Annotated in this window: 14 protein-coding genes and 2 pseudogenes; 12 read left to right on the top strand and 4 right to left on the bottom strand. The window is 67.0% G+C overall.

Annotated features, from left to right (window positions below):
• From K8940_RS11455 to K8940_RS11445, 3 genes are all read right to left on the bottom strand, one after another.
• Nucleotides 1–1425, bottom strand: coding sequence for a serine hydrolase domain-containing protein (locus K8940_RS11455; RefSeq protein ID WP_223395599.1), 1425 nt, complete (start codon nucleotides 1423–1425; stop codon nucleotides 1–3).
• 102 nt (nucleotides 1426–1527) lie between these two features.
• On the bottom strand, nucleotides 1528–2160 hold the full coding sequence (locus K8940_RS11450) for a DsbA family protein (RefSeq protein ID WP_223395597.1): 633 nt from the start codon (nucleotides 2158–2160) through the stop codon (nucleotides 1528–1530).
• Between the two features lie 770 nt (nucleotides 2161–2930).
• Entirely contained in the window at nucleotides 2931–3446 is a 516-nt protein-coding gene (locus K8940_RS11445) for a GNAT family N-acetyltransferase (protein ID WP_223395595.1), read from the bottom strand.
• A gap of 141 nt (nucleotides 3447–3587) precedes the next feature.
• On the opposite strand from K8940_RS11445, the pseudogene secG reads away from it, so the two are divergent.
• The 4 genes and pseudogenes from secG to K8940_RS11425 form a co-directional block, all read left to right on the top strand.
• A pseudogene (secG, locus tag K8940_RS11440) lies at nucleotides 3588–4040 on the top strand (preprotein translocase subunit SecG); the annotation flags it as partial.
• A 209-nt stretch (nucleotides 4041–4249) separates the two neighbouring features.
• Nucleotides 4250–5902, top strand: coding sequence for a CTP synthase (locus tag K8940_RS11435; protein ID WP_223395591.1), 1653 nt, complete (start codon nucleotides 4250–4252; stop codon nucleotides 5900–5902).
• A 125-nt stretch (nucleotides 5903–6027) separates the two neighbouring features.
• The gene (gene rpmF, locus K8940_RS11430) at nucleotides 6028–6210 is read left to right on the top strand and encodes a 50S ribosomal protein L32 (RefSeq protein WP_010919589.1); all 183 of its coding nucleotides are present in this window, start codon (nucleotides 6028–6030) and stop codon (nucleotides 6208–6210) included.
• A gap of 121 nt (nucleotides 6211–6331) precedes the next feature.
• The gene (locus K8940_RS11425) at nucleotides 6332–7339 is read left to right on the top strand and encodes a retropepsin-like aspartic protease (protein WP_223395589.1); all 1008 of its coding nucleotides are present in this window, start codon (nucleotides 6332–6334) and stop codon (nucleotides 7337–7339) included.
• Nucleotides 7340–7342: 3 nt separating this feature from the next.
• On the opposite strand, the gene K8940_RS11420 is transcribed toward K8940_RS11425, so the two are convergent.
• Nucleotides 7343–8113: an enoyl-CoA hydratase gene (locus K8940_RS11420; protein ID WP_223395835.1), complete on the bottom strand. Its 771-nt coding sequence runs from the start codon at nucleotides 8111–8113 to the stop codon at nucleotides 7343–7345.
• Between the two features lie 114 nt (nucleotides 8114–8227).
• On the opposite strand from K8940_RS11420, the gene eno reads away from it, so the two are divergent.
• The 8 genes and pseudogenes from eno (at nucleotide 8228) to lpdA (ending at nucleotide 16623) form a co-directional block, all read left to right on the top strand.
• Nucleotides 8228–9508, top strand: a complete 1281-nt coding sequence (eno, locus tag K8940_RS11415) for a phosphopyruvate hydratase (RefSeq protein WP_223395587.1) — start codon at nucleotides 8228–8230, stop codon at nucleotides 9506–9508.
• 458 nt (nucleotides 9509–9966) lie between these two features.
• Nucleotides 9967–10269 (top strand): FtsB family cell division protein, encoded by a 303-nt coding sequence (locus tag K8940_RS11410; protein WP_047405705.1) that lies wholly within the window; start codon nucleotides 9967–9969, stop codon nucleotides 10267–10269.
• Nucleotides 10270–10435: 166 nt separating this feature from the next.
• Nucleotides 10436–11467, top strand: a complete 1032-nt coding sequence (gene pdhA / locus K8940_RS11405; RefSeq protein ID WP_223395586.1) for a pyruvate dehydrogenase (acetyl-transferring) E1 component subunit alpha — start codon at nucleotides 10436–10438, stop codon at nucleotides 11465–11467.
• Nucleotides 11464–12843, top strand: coding sequence for a pyruvate dehydrogenase complex E1 component subunit beta (locus tag K8940_RS11400; protein ID WP_223395584.1), 1380 nt, complete (start codon nucleotides 11464–11466; stop codon nucleotides 12841–12843). The genes pdhA and K8940_RS11400 overlap by 4 nt, the downstream gene beginning before the upstream one ends.
• A 406-nt stretch (nucleotides 12844–13249) precedes the next feature.
• Nucleotides 13250–13333, top strand: a pseudogene (locus K8940_RS11395) (aldehyde-activating protein); the annotation flags it as partial.
• A gap of 12 nt (nucleotides 13334–13345) precedes the next feature.
• Nucleotides 13346–14641: a pyruvate dehydrogenase complex dihydrolipoamide acetyltransferase gene (locus K8940_RS11390; RefSeq protein WP_223395583.1), complete on the top strand. Its 1296-nt coding sequence runs from the start codon at nucleotides 13346–13348 to the stop codon at nucleotides 14639–14641.
• Between the two features lie 18 nt (nucleotides 14642–14659).
• Entirely contained in the window at nucleotides 14660–15136 is a 477-nt protein-coding gene (locus K8940_RS11385) for a glutathione peroxidase (protein WP_223395581.1), read from the top strand.
• 86 nt (nucleotides 15137–15222) lie between these two features.
• Nucleotides 15223–16623 (top strand): dihydrolipoyl dehydrogenase, encoded by a 1401-nt coding sequence (gene lpdA, locus K8940_RS11380; protein ID WP_223395579.1) that lies wholly within the window; start codon nucleotides 15223–15225, stop codon nucleotides 16621–16623.
• Nucleotides 16624–16632 lie beyond the last annotated feature (9 nt).

Below are 16632 nucleotides of genomic sequence, written 5' to 3'. Positions count from 1 at the left end.
TCAGAAGGCCATCAGCGACAGGTCGGTGACCTTGCCGTCGTCGCGCAGGCGCAAGATCCCCAGCACCCGCTGCCCCGGCCAGGTCAGCTCGAACAGGCTGACATCCACATCGCCCATGCGCTCCCGCCTGAGCATCACGAAGCGCTTGGGCGGGCCCAGGCGCGAGAGGCTGTCGCGGTAGTCGGCCAGGACCTCGGGCGTGAAATAGGCGCTGGCCTGGCGCGTCAGGCGGCGGCGATCCAGCCGGCCGGCGCGCAGTTGGTCGACATAGGCGCGGATCAGCGGCGACGGGCCCCTGGTCGTCTTGGGTGGGTCTGGTTCGCCGAAGGTCGCCGGCTTGGGAAAGGCCACCGGCAGCAACAGCTTCTCGATCCCTTCGGCGATGTCGGGCACGGCCATGCCGAACTCGGCGTTGACGGTGACGACCACGGCCACGCCGTCGTCGGGATAGATCCGGTTCTCGGTGATGACGCCCGGCGCGAAGCCGTTGTGATAGACGCGCCGATGGCCAGGAGCGCCGTCGACATAAAGGCCAAGGCCATAGCCCGAGCCCTTGCCGTCCGTCAGGATCGTCTCGCGGGTCATTGCGTCGTAGGAGGCCGGCGCCAGCAGCGAGCGGCGGATGAGGCTGGCGTCCCAGCGCGCCAGGTCGCTGGCCGTCATCGAGAGGCCGCCGGCCGCGAAGGCCCAACCGCGCGCCGGATTGGTCGCGGGCCGGGCCGGCCCCAGCAGGTTGCGGGTATAGCGGGCCGCGTCTCGGGCGCCGGTCGGCAGGCCGTCGCTGTCGATCGCGCCGGTCATGCCCAGGGGCTGGAATACGCGCTCGGCCAGCACCTCGGCCAGGGGGCGGTCCGAGACGATCTCGACGATCCGTCCGGCGATCGCGTAGTTGGTGTTGCTGTAGTCCCAGGTCGAGCCGGGTTCGAACGCCGTCGGCTGGGCGCCCCAGCGGTCGACCAGCGTCTGGTGGGCGATCGGCGCGCCCATCTCCTCCGCGCCGGAGGCGTCGCTCCAATAGTCGCGATAGCCGGCCGTGTGCGACAGCAGGTGGCGGATCGTCACCTTGTCGGCCCTGGCCAGCTTGGGAAGGAAGCGACCGACCTTGTCGTCCAGCGACAGCTTGCCGTCCTGGACCATCAGCATCACCGCCGCGGCCGTGAACTGCTTGCTGACCGAGCCGATGTCGTAGCGGGTTTCCGGCGTGGCCGGCCGCGCGGGATCCAGGTCGGCCAGGCCGAACGCCTCGGCATAGGCCAACTGGCCGTCGACGACGACCGCCACCGAGGTCGACGGGGCCGGGGCCTTGGTGCGCGCCTCGGCGACGATGGCGCGGATGCGGGTCTTCTGGTCGGGCGTGAGCGGGGCGGCCGTGGCGGTGGCGGCGACCAGCGCGAAGCACAGGCCAGGGCCGAGAAGGTTTCGCATCGTCACCCCAAAAAGTTACGCACGTAAGTCCTTAAAACTTACGACCGTAATTCTTGAAGTCAATCCGCGTCTCCAGGCGGGAAGGCTCGGGTCGCTGGCCGTCTAGACCGCCGGCGCCCGCGTTCCGGCCGCGCGGATCTTCTGGACCAGCGCCTTGAGCTGCTCGTCCGACAGCGCGCCGCGCACCAGGTAGCCGTTGATCACCAGGCCCGGCGTCCCGTCGAGCGCCAGGAGCGCGGCCTCGCGTTCGTTGCGGGCCAGGATGGCGTCGATGTCGCGGGCGCGGGTCTTCAGATCGCGGGCCAGGCGGGGCCAGTCGACGCCCGCCTGCTTGGCGACGGTCTCGATGGTCTCCCGGTCGCTGAGGCGCGTGGGCGCGAGCATGAAGGCCCGATGGACAGCCTCGTACCGACCCTGATAGCTCGCGGCCAGGGCCACCCTCGCGGCGTATTCGGACACGTCGCCGAAGATCGGCCACTCCTTATGGACGACGGCCAGCCGGGGATCCGCCGCCAGCGCCTTGGCCAGGACCGGCTCCATGCGCTTGCAGAAGCCGCAGTTATAGTCGGCGTACATCACGATGACGACGTCGGCGTCCACGGCCCCGGCGCGCGGCGTCCCCGGGTTGGCGAGCAAGTCCTTGAACCCGTAGTCGGCGGCGGCGACCGGCGTGGCGACGGCCAGGGCGACAACGGACAGGGCCACGGACCGGCGGGAAAGGCTCAGGGAGGTCATGGGCGCAGGGGTATCGGATTCGGGTGGGGCAGTTGAATCCCTCTCTCATGGAGAGAGGGGGGGGCGCCGCGTAGCGGTGGGAGGGTGAGAGGGTAGGCGAAGCCCGTGGATGCTCCTGGCGCTGTTGTGGGGTCAGTGCCGGCACGCCGGTAGAGGGTGTAACCACTCACCCTCCCAAGCTTCGCTTGGGCCCCTCCCTCTCTCCATGAGAGAGGGATTCACGGGGATTGAGCGGCCCTTGTCCTCGGAATTCGCGAGATCGACTCCCGCGAAATCAATCGCTTGTCGATTTTAGACGCCGCTGAATGATCCGCGTTCAGAACCGCCCCCATACTGCTTCTCACCTGATGGCGCGGAAGGGACGTCCGGCCGGCGATCGTGACGGCTGTCAGGGGTGGTCGAGCGGGAAGCGCTCGCCGGGGTCTCCTCGGAGACTCGTCTTCGCGACGGATCCAGCACGGGCTCCCTGAAACATCGGGACGAAAGGCTGGCGGCGAAGGCTTCGGCGACCGCGACAGGTCCGGGCTGAAATCGCCCGGGCGTTCCGGGACCGGGGTCGTCGCCCCGGCCCGCCCGTCGGGGGCCTCTCGTGAGAGCGGGTTAAGACCCCGCGCCTCGTGGGCTCACCGGATAACGCGCCACGCGGAGCGCTCTGGCTTCGTCGAAACGGTATTCACTACTCACACTCCGGACGGTGTCCGGCGCTCCGCGTCCCTTTCCAGAAACTTCAGCGAGGCATCGCGTGAAGAGGAGAGCGCATGCTCCGAACTCTAGAGAACCAGTCCGTAGAGCCGGCGGTCGCGTCGCTCGCCGTCGCGGTGCACGGCGCCCTTCAGGTAGCCTTCGGCCTTGAAGCCCAGCTTCTGAAGCAGGCGTTCGGCGCGGTTGTCGCCGATGTGGGTGCTGGCCACCAGGCTCTTGAGGCCGCCGCCGGCGCCGTGGGCGAGCAGGGCGCTGACCGCCTCGGTTCCGAATCCCTTGCCCCAGCCCTTGCGGTCGATCACGAAGCGGATCTCGGCCCGGTCGTGACGCCGGTCGATGTCGATGAACTCGCAATAGCCCAGGAAGGCGCCGCTCTTGGTGTGGCGGATCGTCCAATAGGCGGCGTCGCCCGCGGCCATCTCGTCGACCTGGGCGGCGACGCGGCTGGCCACCTCGTCGGGATCCTCGATCGGCTCCTGGTCAAGGTTGGACATCACCTCCGCGTCACTCAGGAACGGATAGATCAGGGGCGTGTCGTCGACCGTCAGGGGAGCGAGGGTCAGGCGTTCGGTCTCGAGGATCATGCGGTCCGGAGATTCGGGTTGGGGGCTTGCGTGAGGGAGCACGCTTCCCAGCTATGGCGCGGAGCGTCCTCTAGTGGTAGAGGGGCCGCTTCGTTTTTCGCGCGGCATTTCGCCCGCGCACTGATCGAGAACACATTCGTCATGCTCATCGGCGTTCTGCTGGCCATCAACATCGTCGTCTGCCTCGGTCTGATCGGGGTGGTGCTGCTGCAGCGCTCGGAAGGCGGCGCGCTGGGCATGGGCGGCGGCGGCTCGGGCAGCTTCATGACCGCGCGCGGCGCGGGCGACCTTCTGACGCGCATCACCTGGATCCTGTTCTCGGTCTTCCTGCTGATCAGCCTGGCGCTGACGATTCTCACCGGCCGCATGAACACCGGCGGTTCGGTCACCGACCGCCTGAACATCAAGAGCCTGGACGCCAAGACGTTGAACGCGGCGCCCGCCGTTCCGGCTCCGACGACGGACGTTTCGCCCTCGACCGCCCAGCCGGGCGTGATCCAGGCCCCGACCCCGCAGATCAACGCCCCGGCTCCGGCCGCCCCGCAGCCCTCGCTGCTGGCCCCCGCCGAACCGGCCAAGAAGTCGGTCGCCGCGCCCAAGGCGGCCGCCAAGAAGCCGGCCGAAACGGCCCCGACCGCCGCGGCGACCCCGACGGTCGCCGCGCCGCCGGCGGAACAGCCCAAGCCATAACCGTCAAAGACGGATCTGAACCGACCCCCGAGGGCAACCTCGGGGGTTTAATCTTGTTGATGAACGCAGGTCTTTTCACCGGCGTCGTCGAATCACGGGTAATCTGATCGCCCATGACGCGGTACATCTTCATCACCGGCGGCGTGGTTTCCTCGCTTGGCAAGGGTCTGGCCTCGGCGGCGCTCGGCGCGCTGCTGCAAGCGCGTGGCTACACAGTCCGTCTTCGTAAGCTCGACCCCTATCTCAACGTCGATCCAGGCACGATGAGCCCGTATCAGCACGGCGAGGTCTTCGTGACCGACGACGGGGCGGAAACCGACCTCGACCTCGGCCACTACGAGCGCTTCACCGGGGTGTCGGCCAAGAAGGCCGACAACATCACGACAGGTCAGATCTACAAGACGATCATCGAGAAGGAGCGCCGCGGCGACTATCTCGGCGCGACCGTCCAGGTGATTCCGCACGTCACCAACGAGATCAAGGACTTCGTCCTGTCGCCCGCCATGGACGAGACGGGCAAGAAGCCGGTCGACTTCGTGCTGGTCGAGATCGGCGGCACGGTCGGCGACATCGAGGGCCTGCCGTTCTTCGAGGCCATCCGCCAGCTGCGCCAGGACCTGCCGCGCAACCAGAGCTGCTACGTCCACCTGACCCTGCTGCCGTTCATCAAGACGGCCGGCGAGATGAAGACCAAGCCGACCCAGCACTCGGTCAAGGAACTGCGCTCGATCGGCATCCAGCCGGACATCCTGCTGTGCCGCTGCGAGCAGGAGATCCCGGCGGAGGAAAAGCGCAAGATCGCCCAGTTCTGCAACGTGCGGCCCAGCGCGGTCATCCAGGCGCTGGACAGCTCCTCCATCTACGCCGTGCCGATCGACTATCACCAGGAAGGCCTCGACGCCGAGGTGCTGGACGTCTTCGGCATGCACGACGCGCCGGCCCCGGACCTGACGCGCTGGAAGACGATCGACGAAACCGTCCAGCATCCGGACGGCGAGGTGACCATCGCCGTCGTCGGCAAGTACACGGTGCTGAAGGACGCCTACAAGTCGCTGATCGAGGCCCTGCACCACGGCGGCCTGGCCAACAAGGTCAAGGTCAACCTGGACTGGGTCGAGAGCGAGACCTTCGAGGGCGACGAGGGCGCGGCCGCGGCCCGCCTGGAGAACGCCCATGCCATCATGGTGCCCGGCGGCTTCGGCGAGCGGGGCGCGGAAGGCAAGATCCGCGCGGCCCAGTTCGCCCGAGAACGCAAGGTGCCGTACTTCGGCATCTGCTTCGGCATGCAGATGGCCGTGATCGAGACCCTGCGGAACGTCGCCGGCGTCAAGGACGCCTCGTCCAGCGAGTTCGGACCGACAGAGCGTCCGGTGGTCGGCATCATGACCGAGTGGATCAAGGGCAACGAGACCGTCCAGCGCCGCGCCAACGACGATCTTGGCGGCACCATGCGCCTGGGGGCCTACGACGCCGTCCTGACGGCGGGTTCGAAGGTTGCCGAGATCTACGGGGCGACCGAGATCAGCGAGCGCCACCGCCACCGCTACGAGGTCAATATCGGCTACGTCCACCTGATGGAGGACGCGGGGCTCAAGCTGACCGGCCGTTCGCCCAACGGCGTGCTGCCCGAGATCGTCGAGCGGGACGACCATCCGTGGTTCATCGGCGTCCAGTACCACCCGGAACTGAAGAGCCGTCCGTTCGCGCCGCACCCGCTTTTCGCCAGCTTCATCGCGGCGGCGAAGGAGCACGGACGCCTCGTTTAGAGGCGTTTTCCCCAGGTCTTGCATCGGGGGACAGATTCGGGCATAAGCGCGCCCTCACGCGGCGGCCTGGGCATTGCCCGAGTCGCCGCTCTCGATTTTCACGCTCAGCGAGCAGAGTCACTTCGATGGCCGTTCCCAAAAGAAAAACTTCGCCTTCTCGCCGGAACATGCGCCGGTCGCACCACGCCCTGGGCGCCAACTCGTTCATCGAGGACAAGGACACCGGCGAGCTGCGCCGTCCGCACCATGTCGATCTGAAGACCGGCATGTACAACGGCAAGCAGATTCTGACGCCGAAGGAAGACTAAGGTCTCCTTCCGCCTCTGACGGCTTCGAAAACGCCGCTCGGTCCGCCGGGCGGCGTTTTTCGTCGTATTTTCGTCGTGCGCGTCGAAAAGGTGCTAGCCTCCCAGACAGGGAGGTACGCCCATGTTCACACGCCGTCATATAGCGGCGGGACTGGGTTTTTCGCTGGCCGCGCCGTCCGCGCTGGCCGGTGCGATCACGCCGGTTTCGCTTGCTCCGGTTTCACTGCCCCAAACGCCGCTTACCACGCCCCAGGCCGCGTCGACGGAACAGCCGCTGCTGATCCTGGACGCCTCGCTGGACCAGGACGCCCGCCTGACCGTGCCGGTCATGATCAACGGGCAGGGGCCTTTCCAATTCGTCGTCGACACCGGCGCGGACCGCAGCGTCCTGACCCCAGGCCTGGCCGAGCGCCTGGCCCTGCCGCGCGGACCGGACGTCATCGTGCATGGCGTTTCGGGCTCGATCATCAGCACCACGGCGCGCGTCGCCCAGCTGCGCACCGGCGACGCCAAGCTGGCCGACGTCGTCCTGCCGGTCTTGCCCTACGACCGGGTCGGGGCCGACGGCCTGCTGGGCGTCGACATCCTGGAAGACCGCAACGTCATCATCGACTTCCGCAGGAAGCAGCTGGAAGTTCGCCGCAGCCAGACCGCCTCGGGCCTGATGCGTCTGCCGCGCGAAGTCTCGGTCCTGGCCGACGAGAAGTTCGGACGTCTGACCCTGGCCGACTCGCGGATCGCCGGGGCGCGGTCGCTGGCCTTCATCGACTCCGGCGGCGGGGTCAGCATCGGCAACATGGCCCTGGCGCGGGCCATCGCCGCTCGGCGGCGTCGCTCGGCCGACGTCGTCCAGCAGGCCAGGCTGCTGACCGCCGGCGGCGAGATGCAGCTGGGCGAGTTCCGTATCGTGCCCTCGATCGTCATGGGCGAGCTGCGCATCACCAACATCCCGATGGCCTTCGCCGACCTGCACATCTTCAACGTCTGGAACCTGAACGACCGCCCGGCGGCGCTGCTGGGCGTCGACGTGCTGCGCCTATTCGCCCGGGTCGAGCTGGACTTCGGCGCGGGACGGGTGCTGTTCCGGCTGGGGCAGGGCGGTGTCGTGGCGCCCGTGCTGAACGCCTGACGCCTACTGGGCGCGGCCCCGATCCATGACCTGGCGGCGGCGCGCCTCGACCTTTTCCGGCGTGACCTCGCGGTTATGCTTGCTGGAGCGTTCGTGCTCGATCTCCAGGCCCTTGCGGAACGAGCGGGCGTAGCCGTCGTCGATCAGCCCCTTGTAGAACGACAGCGTCTCCACCGGGATGGTCGCCATGTCCTCGGCCAGCTTCAGCGCGGTCGCCAGCAGGTCGGCGGCCGGGACGACGCGATTGACCAGGCCCCACTCGGCGGCGGTGCAGGCGTCCAGGAAGTTGCCGGTCAGGGACAGTTCCTTGGCGCGATAGAGGCCGATCAGGCGTGACAGCTTCTGCGACAGGCCCCAGCCCGGCATGATGCCGACGCGGGCGTGGGTGTCGGCGAAGCGGGCGGTCTCGGAGGCGATCAGCACGTCGCAGGCCAGGGCCAGCTCGAAGCCGCCCGTGATCGCCACGCCGTTGATCGCGCCGATGACCGGCTTGCGGCAGCGCTCAACGGCGCGGACCGGATTGGAGCGGGCGTCCTGGTCGTTGGCCGCCCCCATCGCGGCGGGATCGCCACCCAGCTCCTTGAGGTCCAGGCCGGCGGTGAAGGCCTTCTCGCCGGCGCCGGTCAGGATGACGACGCTGACGTCCGGATCCTTGTCCAGTTCGACCATGGCGTCGTGCAGGGCCTTCCGCAGCGCCTTGGACAGGGCGTTCATCGCCTCGGGCCGATTGAGGGTGACGATGGCCACCGGGCCGCGCCGTTCGACGTCCAGCATGGGATCCTCCCGTTTGTGACGCATGTTCAGTCGCCCGCCCGAGGGGAAGTCAAGTTGCGCCCGAAGCGCTTGGCGGCTAAAGGCTGCCGCGCCTTTAGGCCTTGAGGAGCAGTCATGACCGAGATCGTCGACATCATCGCCCGCGAAATTCTCGACAGCCGGGGCAACCCGACCGTCGAAGTCGACGTGATCCTGGAAGACGGCGCGTTCGGTCGCGCCGCGGTGCCGTCGGGCGCCTCGACCGGCGCCCACGAAGCCAACGAGAAGCGTGACGGCGACAAGGCCCGTTATCTGGGGAAGGGCGTCCTGCAGGCGGTGGACGCCGTCAACGGCGAGATCTTCGACGCCCTGTCGGGCGTGGACGCCGAGGACCAGCGCCGCGTCGACAACCTGCTGATCGAGCTGGACGGCACGCCTAACAAGGCCCGCCTGGGCGCCAACGCCATCTTGGGCGTCTCGCTGGCCACGGCCAAGGCCGCCGCCGAGTCGGCCGGCCAACCGCTCTACAAGTACGTCGGCGGCGTGAACGCCCGCGTGCTGCCGACCCCGATGATGAACATCATCAACGGCGGCGCCCACGCCGACAACCCGATCGACATCCAGGAGTTCATGATCCTGCCGACGGGCGCCAAGGACTTCCGCGAAGGCCTGCGCATGGGCGCCGAGATCTTCCACAGCCTGAAGAAGGCCCTGAAGGACGCCGGCCACAACACCAACGTCGGCGACGAGGGCGGCTTCGCCCCGAACCTAGCCTCGGCCGAGGCCGCGCTCGACTTCATCGTCAAGGCCGGTGAGAAGGCCGGCTACAAGGCTGGTGACGACTTCGTCCTGGGCCTGGACGTCGCCTCGACCGAGTTCTTCAAGAACGGCAAGTACGAGCTGGAAGGCGAGGGCAAGTCGCTGGATCCGGCCGCCATGGTCGACTACCTGGCCGGCCTGGTCGCCAAGTTCCCGATCCTGTCGATCGAGGACGGTATGGCCGAGGACGATTTCGACGGCTGGAAGCTGCTGACCGACACGCTGGGCAAGAAGGTCCAGCTGGTCGGCGACGATCTGTTCGTGACCAACCCCAAGCGCCTGCAGCTGGGCCTGGACAAGGGCCTGGCCAACTCGATCCTGGTGAAGGTCAACCAGATCGGCACGCTGTCGGAAACCATCGACGCCGTCGATCTGGCCCACCGCCACGGCTACACCAGCGTCATGAGCCACCGCTCGGGCGAGACCGAGGACTCGACGATCGCCGACCTGGCGGTCGCCTTGAACTGCGGTCAGATCAAGACCGGCTCGCTGGCCCGCTCGGACCGCACCGCCAAGTACAACCAGCTGCTGCGCATCGAGCAGATGCTGGACGACCAAGGCGTCTACGCCGGCCGCGCGGCGCTGAAGGGCCGCTAAGGCTCTTCACATCGCAAGAACTATCGAGGCGCGGCTTCCGAAAGGGGCCGCGCCTTTTGCGTCACGGGTGTCTGATTGGCGCCGATCCAAGGCCCAAAACCGGGTCTCGACACGTCGGATATCGTTTTCATCGCCCGAAACGACGCCTCGGTCGGCGGTCAAGCCCGGCGATTCTGGGAGCAGTTCGTCCTCATCGGCGTTGGTGGAGAGGGTTAGCGCCACGGTTAACCCACAAATTTTCTAAAAGCTGGGCAGTGGTTTCAAACGAGACCAGTTTTGGCGTGTTCGCGGTCGCGAAATGGCTTCGGCGATGCAGTATCTAGATGCTGGTGAAACCATCTCATCTGAAAGCATCATTCGCCGAATTCGCGAGCTGATGATAACCCTTCCCAACGCCTGGATTTAGAAGGCGTTAAGCACGGTCGGCGATCCTACGAATCCCTCTCTGGGACACTGAGATGTTCGCCCGACTGCAACCCTTCCTGCCGACTGCGGCGATCTTTTTCCTGATTTTCTACTTCGCCTTTCACGCTCTGACGGGTGATCGAGGCCTGCTGTCGATCTCGCAACGCAATGCGGACCTCGCAGCAAAAACAAAGGAACTCAGGAAGATACGTGCGGAGAGGATGGACCTGGAGGCCCGCGCTCGTCTATTACGCAGCGGCAGCCTGTCGGCCGATCTGTTGGAGGAACGCGCGCGTTCCCTCCTAGGATATGCCGACCCGAGGGACTATGTGATCCGCGTCAAGCGTCCGAGCTGACCGGTCGCCTATCCTGGAATCGGCTGCCGGTCGGCCCGTGGGTCATCCAGATCCCGGAACGATCTTGACGGCAAACCAGAGCGTTTCCTTCGCGGAACCGACGAATTTTCGGCGGGATGCGCTCTCAGGACGAAGGCCGCGATGAAGATTGGCCAGGGAGATTTGAATGGCGCGTACGCGCAAGGCTGAGGCCTCTGAGGCGAAGGGCGTAGACACCGGTGTCAACGCTTTCGTCGGCAAGGACGAACTCCTGAAATTCTATCAGGACATGCTGCTGATCCGCCGCTTCGAGGAGCGCGCCGGCCAGCTGTACGGCATGGGCCTGATCGGCGGCTTCTGCCACCTGTACATCGGTCAGGAAGCCATCGCGGTCGGCATGCAGTCGATCTCGCAGAAGGGCGACCAGATCATCACGGGCTATCGTGACCACGGCCACATGCTGGCCGCCGGCATGGATCCCCGCGAGGTCATGGCCGAACTGACCGGCCGCGCCGGCGGTTCGTCCAAGGGCAAGGGCGGGTCGATGCACATGTTCGACATCGCCGCCGGCTTCTACGGCGGTCACGGCATCGTCGGCGCCCAGGTGGCGCTCGGCACCGGCCTGGCGCTGGCCAACCACTACAAGGGCAATGGCAACGTCTCCTACGCCTATATGGGCGACGGCGCGGCCAACCAGGGCCAAGTCTACGAGAGCTTCAACATGGCCCAGCTGTGGAAGCTGCCGGTCGTGTACGTGATCGAGAACAACCAGTACGCCATGGGCACCAGCGTCGAGCGCGCCGCCTCGGAAACCGCGTTCCACAAGCGCGGCACGTCGTTCCGCATCCCGGGCGAGGAAGTCGACGGCATGGACGTCGTCGCCGTCCGCGAAGCCGGCAACCGCGCCACCGAGCACGCCCGCAGCGGCCAGGGCCCGTACATCCTCGAGATGAAGACCTATCGCTATCGCGGCCACTCGATGTCCGACCCGGCCAAGTACCGCACCAAGGAAGAGGTCGACGAGGTCAAGACCACCCGCGATCCGATCGACCACATCAAGGAACGCCTGGCCAAGGCCGGTGTCACCGAAGACGACCTGAAGGGCGTCGACGCGGAGGTGAAGCGCATCGTCGCCGAGGCCGCCGAGTTCGCCCGCACGAGCCCCGAGCCCGATCCCTCGGAACTGTATACCGACGTCTACCTGGAGGCCGCCGAGTGACGGACATCCTGATGCCCGCGCTTTCCCCCACGATGGAGGAAGGCACCCTGGCCAAGTGGCTCGTCAAGGAAGGCGACACCATCAAGGCCGGCGACGTGATCGCCGAGATCGAGACCGACAAGGCGACGATGGAAGTCGAAGCCGTCGACGAAGGCGTGGTGGAAGCCATCCTGGTCCCGGCCGGCAGCGAGAACGTCAAGGTCAACACCCTTATCGCGCGCCTGAAGGGCGACGGCGAAGCCGCGGCTCCGGCCGCTCCGGCTGCTGCCCCCGTCGCCGCTGAAGCCGCTCCGGTTCCCGTGGCTGCGGCCCCGGCCGCCCCCTCTTCGTCGCTTGGGGGGCCGATCTCGGCCGCCTCGACCTTCGCCGACCCGGAAATTCCGGCGGGTACGGCCCTGAAGAAGATCACGGTCCGCGACGCCTTGCGCGACGCTATGGCCGAAGAGATGCGCAAGGACGACCGCGTTTTCCTGATGGGCGAGGAAGTCGCTCAGTACCAGGGCGCCTACAAGGTCAGCCGCGAACTGCTGCAGGAGTTCGGCGACAAGCGCGTCATCGACACCCCGATCACCGAGCACGGCTTCGCCGGCATGGGCGTCGGCGCGGCGATGGCCGGCCTGAAGCCGATCGTCGAGTTCATGACCTGGAACTTCGCCATGCAGGCGATCGACCACATCATCAACTCGGCCGCCAAGACGCTCTACATGTCGGGCGGCCAGATCAAGTCGTCGATCGTGTTCCGCGGCCCCAACGGCGCGGCTTCGCGCGTCGGCGCCCAGCACAGCCAGGACTACGCCGCCTGGTACGGCAACGTCCCGGGCCTGAAGGTCATCGCGCCGTACGACGCGGCCGACGCCAAGGGCCTTCTGAAGGCCGCGATCCGCGATCCGAACCCGGTCGTCTTCCTCGAACACGAGATGATGTACGGCCACGAGTTCGACATTCCGGACGTCGAGGACTGGGTCGTGCCGATCGGCAAGGCCAAGGTCCGCCGCGAAGGCTCGGACGTCACCCTGGTGGCCTACAGCCGCATGGTGGGTTTCGCCCTGAAGGCAGCCGAGGAACTGGAGAAGGAAGGCATCTCGGCCGAGGTCGTCGACCTGCGCACGATCCGTCCGATGGACCACGCGACCATCCTGGAAAGCGTCAAGAAGACCAACCGCCTGGTCACGGTCGAGGAAGGTTGGGGCCCGATGGGCGTCGGCGCCGAGATCGTCGCGCGCATCACGGAGTTCGGCTTCGACTACCTGGACGCCCCGCCGCTGCGGGTCCACCAGGAAGACGTGCCGCTGCCGTACGCGGCCAACCTGGAAGCCCTGTCGCTGCCCTCGGTCGACAAGATCGTGAAGGCGGCCAAGGCGGTCAGCTACAAGTGATCCCGATGCCCGCTCACCCCGGCTCCGGCCCGTGTGAGCGGGCGAGGGCGCTCCGATGACGGTCCTGAACGGCTCCTGCCATTGCGGCGCGGTGCATGTGCAGCTCGAACCGGGCAAGCCCTTGGCCGAGCTGCCGCTTCGCGCCTGCCAGTGCGGTTTCTGCCGTCGGCAGGGCGGGCGCACGACCAGTGATCCGGACGGGCGCCTGCACATCATGGCCGCGCCCGGATCGCTGCATCGCTACCGGTTCAACCGCCGCAAGGTCGATTTCCTGCTCTGCCGCGAATGCGGCGTCTATGTCGGCGCGATGATCGAGGACGAGGGTCAAGCCTACGCCGTCGTCAACATCGTCGGGACCGACATGCCCGGCTTCGCCGATCGCGAGCCGGAGCGTATGGACTATCACGACGAAACGGACGAACAACGCCTTGCTCGTCGCAAGGCCAAATGGACGCCGACCACCTTGGTCGAAGCCGTCCCGAACGCTTGAGGAAGAAGCTCAATGTCGATCGACATCCTGATGCCCGCCCTGTCGCCCACCATGGAGGAGGGAACCCTCGCCAAGTGGCACGTCAAGGTCGGCGACACCGTCAAGGCCGGCGACGTGATCGCCGAGATCGAGACCGACAAGGCGACCATGGAAGTCGAAGCCGTCGATGAAGGCGTGATCGAAGCCATCCTGGTCGACGCCGGGACCGAGAACGTCAAGGTCAACGCGCTGATCGCCAAGCTGGCGGGCGAGGGCGAAAGCCCCGCGCCGGCCCCGAAGGCCGAAGCCCCCAAGGCCGCCGCCGCTCCGGCGCCTGCCGCTGCGCCCCCCGCCGCGACGCCGGCTCCGGCCGCGCCCGCGCCGGCCGCCCCGGTCGCGGCTGACGGTTCGCGCGTCTTCGCCTCGCCGTTGGCTCGCCGCCTGGCTTCGGCCGCCGGCCTGGATCTGAAGGGCATCAAGGGCACCGGCCCGCATGGCCGCGTGGTCAAGTCGGACGTCGAGGGCGCCAAGTCGGGCGCTCCCGCCGCCAAGGCCGCCCCCAGCGCCGCGCCAGCCGCCGCGTCTTCGGCCGCCGAGCCGCGCAAGGTGCTGTCGCTGGAGCAGATGGGCATCCCCGCCGGCTCGTACGACCTGGTCCCGCTGGACGGCATGCGCAAGACGATCGCGCGTCGCCTGACCGAGAGCTTCCGTGACGTCCCGCACTTCCCGCTGACGATCGACATCGAGATCGACACGCTGCTGGCCGCCCGCGCCAAGATCAACAGCTTGCTGGAAGGCCAGGGCGTGAAGGTGTCGGTCAACGACATCGTCATCAAGGCCGCCGCCGTGGCGCTGAAGCGCGTGCCGGAAGCCAACGCCTCCTACACGCCGGAAGGCATCGCCCTGCACAAGCACGCCGACATCGCCGTGGCCGTGGCCATCGACGGCGGCCTGATCACCCCGATCATCCGCGCCGCCGAGACCAAGGGCCTGGCGCAGATCTCCACCGAGATGAAGGACCTGGCCGCCCGCGCCAAGGCCAAGAAGCTGAAGCCCGAGGAATTCCAGGGAGGCACCTTCTCGGTCAGCAATCTGGGCATGTTTGGCATCAAGGCCTTCTCGTCGATCATCAACGAGCCGCAAGGCGCGATCATGAGCGTCGGGGCCGGCGAGCAGCGCCCGGTGGTCAAGAATGGCCAGTTGGCCGTGGCCACTGTGATGACCGTGACCCTGACTTGCGATCACCGCGTGGTCGACGGGGCCATCGGCGCCAAGTTCCTGGCGGCCTTCAAGCCGCTGATCGAAGAGCCGCTGACCTTGATCGTCTAAGGCGCGGGGAGGGACCCGATGTCCGTCTACGACTACTCGGCCCAGACGCTGGACGGCCAGGACGTGAGCCTGGCCGACTATCGCGGGCAGGTGCTGCTGATCGTCAACACGGCCAGCAAGTGTGGCTTCACCCCGCAATACGAGGGGCTGGAGCAGCTGTGGCGGACCTACAAGGATCGTGGCTTCACGATCCTGGCCTTCCCCTGCAATCAGTTTGGCGCTCAGGAGCCGGGAAACGCCGAGGAGATCGCGAATTTCTGTTCGCTGACCTACGACGTGACCTTCCCGGTGATGAGCAAGATCGACGTCAACGGCGCCGACGCCCACCCGCTCTACAAGTTCCTCAAGAAGGAGCAGAAGGGCGTGCTGGGCACCGAGGCGATCAAGTGGAACTTCACCAAGTTCCTGATCGGCAAGGACGGCGAGGTCGTCGAGCGTTTCGCGCCGACCGTGAAGCCCGAAGACCTGAAGGTCGCGGTCGAGGCGCTGCTTTAGTTTCTCCCAGACTCGCCCCCCAAGGGCCGGTCGACCGGCGCCGCTCCGCTCCCCCGGACAGGCGCTCAAGCTAGGGTAAGAAGAACATGTCCACGGAATTCGATGTCGTCGTCATCGGCGCCGGTCCTGGCGGCTATGTGGCCGCGATCCGCGCCAGCCAGCTGGGCCTGAAGACGGCCATCGTCGAGCGTGAAAACCTGGGCGGCATCTGCCTGAACTGGGGCTGTATCCCCACCAAGGCCCTGCTGAAGTCCGGCGAGATCTACGAGCAGCTGTCGCACCTGGGCGGCTACGGCCTGTCGGTCGAGAAGGCCTCGTTCGATTTCGGCAAGATCATCGAGCGCTCGCGTGGCGTCGCCAAGCAGATGTCCAGCGGCATCGCCTTCCTGATGAAGAAGCACAAGATCGAGGTCATCGAGGGCGAGGCCAAGCTCGAGAAGGGTAATCCGGCCCCGAAGCTGGTCATCGCCCTGAAGGCCGGCGGCAGTCGCACGGTCCAGGCCAAGAACGTGATCCTGGCCAGCGGCGCCCGCGCCCGCGAGATCCCGGCCATTGGCGCGGTCTCGGACGGCGACAAGATCTGGACCTATCGTGACGCCCTGGCGCCCAAGAGCATGCCCAAGTCGCTGGTCGTGATCGGCTCGGGCGCCATCGGCATCGAGTTCGCCAGCTTCTACCGCGCGCTCGGCGCCGAGGTGACCGTCGTCGAAGCCGTCGATCGCATCATGCCGGTCGAGGACGAAGAGGTCTCCAAGGCCGCCCAGAAGGCGTTCGAGAAGCGCGGCATCAAGTTCCGTATCGGCGCCAAGGTCGCCAAGGTCGAGAAGACCAAGGACGGCGTCTCGGTCACCGTCGACGTCGGCGGCAAGATCGAGCAGCTGGCCGCCGAGAAGTGCATCGTCGCCGTCGGCATCGCGCCGAACAGTGAGGGCCTGGACGCCGTCGGCCTGAACCTGGACCGCGGCCACGCCGTCACCGACAAGCACGGCAAGACCAACGTCCCGGGCCTCTACGCCATTGGCGACATCGCCGGCGCGCCCTGGCTAGCCCACAAGGCCAGCCACGAGGGCATCCACGCCGCCGAGGCCATCGCCGGCTACAAGACGCCGAACGTCCACTCGCCGATCCCGGGCTGCACCTACGCCAACCCGCAGGTCGCCTCGGTCGGCTACACCGAAGCCGGCGCCAAGGCGGCAGGCATCGAGGTCAAGGCGGGCCGCTTCCCGTTCAAGGTCAACGGCAAGGCCGTGGCCGCCGGCGAGACCGAAGGCTTCGTGAAGACCGTGTTCGACGCCAAGACCGGCGCCCTGATCGGCGCCCACATGATTGGCCACGAGGTCACGGAGATGATCCAGGGTTTCGTCACCGCGATCACCCTGGAAGCCACCGAGGAAGATCTGCACGGCATCGTCTACGCCCACCCGACCATGTCGGAGGCCATGCACGAGGCTGCGCTGGACGCCTACGGCCGCGTGCTGCACATCTAGGTCCGCTCA

Origin of the sequence: Caulobacter segnis (genome assembly GCF_019931575.1) — a bacterium.
Lineage (GTDB): Bacteria > Pseudomonadota > Alphaproteobacteria > Caulobacterales > Caulobacteraceae > Caulobacter > Caulobacter segnis_C.
The sequence above is the reverse complement of the archived record's forward strand: the minus strand, read 5'-3'. Positions and strand labels throughout refer to the sequence as shown.

Bases quoted from the DNA above. Each gene is read 5' to 3' on its own strand.
- K8940_RS11425 (WP_223395589.1), top strand. From the start codon at position 6,332: ATGTTCACACGCCGTCATATAGCGGCGGGACTGGGTTTTTCGCTGGCC.
- K8940_RS11435 (WP_223395591.1), top strand. From the start codon at position 4,250: ATGACGCGGTACATCTTCATCACCGGCGGCGTGGTTTCCTCGCTTGGC.
- K8940_RS11445 (WP_223395595.1), bottom strand. From the start codon at position 3,446: ATGATCCTCGAGACCGAACGCCTGACCCTCGCTCCCCTGACGGTCGAC.
- K8940_RS11390 (WP_223395583.1), top strand. From the start codon at position 13,346: ATGTCGATCGACATCCTGATGCCCGCCCTGTCGCCCACCATGGAGGAG.
- K8940_RS11410 (WP_047405705.1), top strand. From the start codon at position 9,967: ATGTTCGCCCGACTGCAACCCTTCCTGCCGACTGCGGCGATCTTTTTC.
- K8940_RS11385 (WP_223395581.1), top strand. From the start codon at position 14,660: ATGTCCGTCTACGACTACTCGGCCCAGACGCTGGACGGCCAGGACGTG.
- K8940_RS11455 (WP_223395599.1), bottom strand. From the start codon at position 1,425: ATGCGAAACCTTCTCGGCCCTGGCCTGTGCTTCGCGCTGGTCGCCGCC.
- eno (WP_223395587.1), top strand. From the start codon at position 8,228: ATGACCGAGATCGTCGACATCATCGCCCGCGAAATTCTCGACAGCCGG.
- K8940_RS11450 (WP_223395597.1), bottom strand. From the start codon at position 2,160: ATGACCTCCCTGAGCCTTTCCCGCCGGTCCGTGGCCCTGTCCGTTGTC.
- K8940_RS11420 (WP_223395835.1), bottom strand. From the start codon at position 8,113: ATGCTGGACGTCGAACGGCGCGGCCCGGTGGCCATCGTCACCCTCAAT.
- rpmF (WP_010919589.1), top strand. From the start codon at position 6,028: ATGGCCGTTCCCAAAAGAAAAACTTCGCCTTCTCGCCGGAACATGCGC.
- pdhA (WP_223395586.1), top strand. From the start codon at position 10,436: ATGGCGCGTACGCGCAAGGCTGAGGCCTCTGAGGCGAAGGGCGTAGAC.
- lpdA (WP_223395579.1), top strand. From the start codon at position 15,223: ATGTCCACGGAATTCGATGTCGTCGTCATCGGCGCCGGTCCTGGCGGC.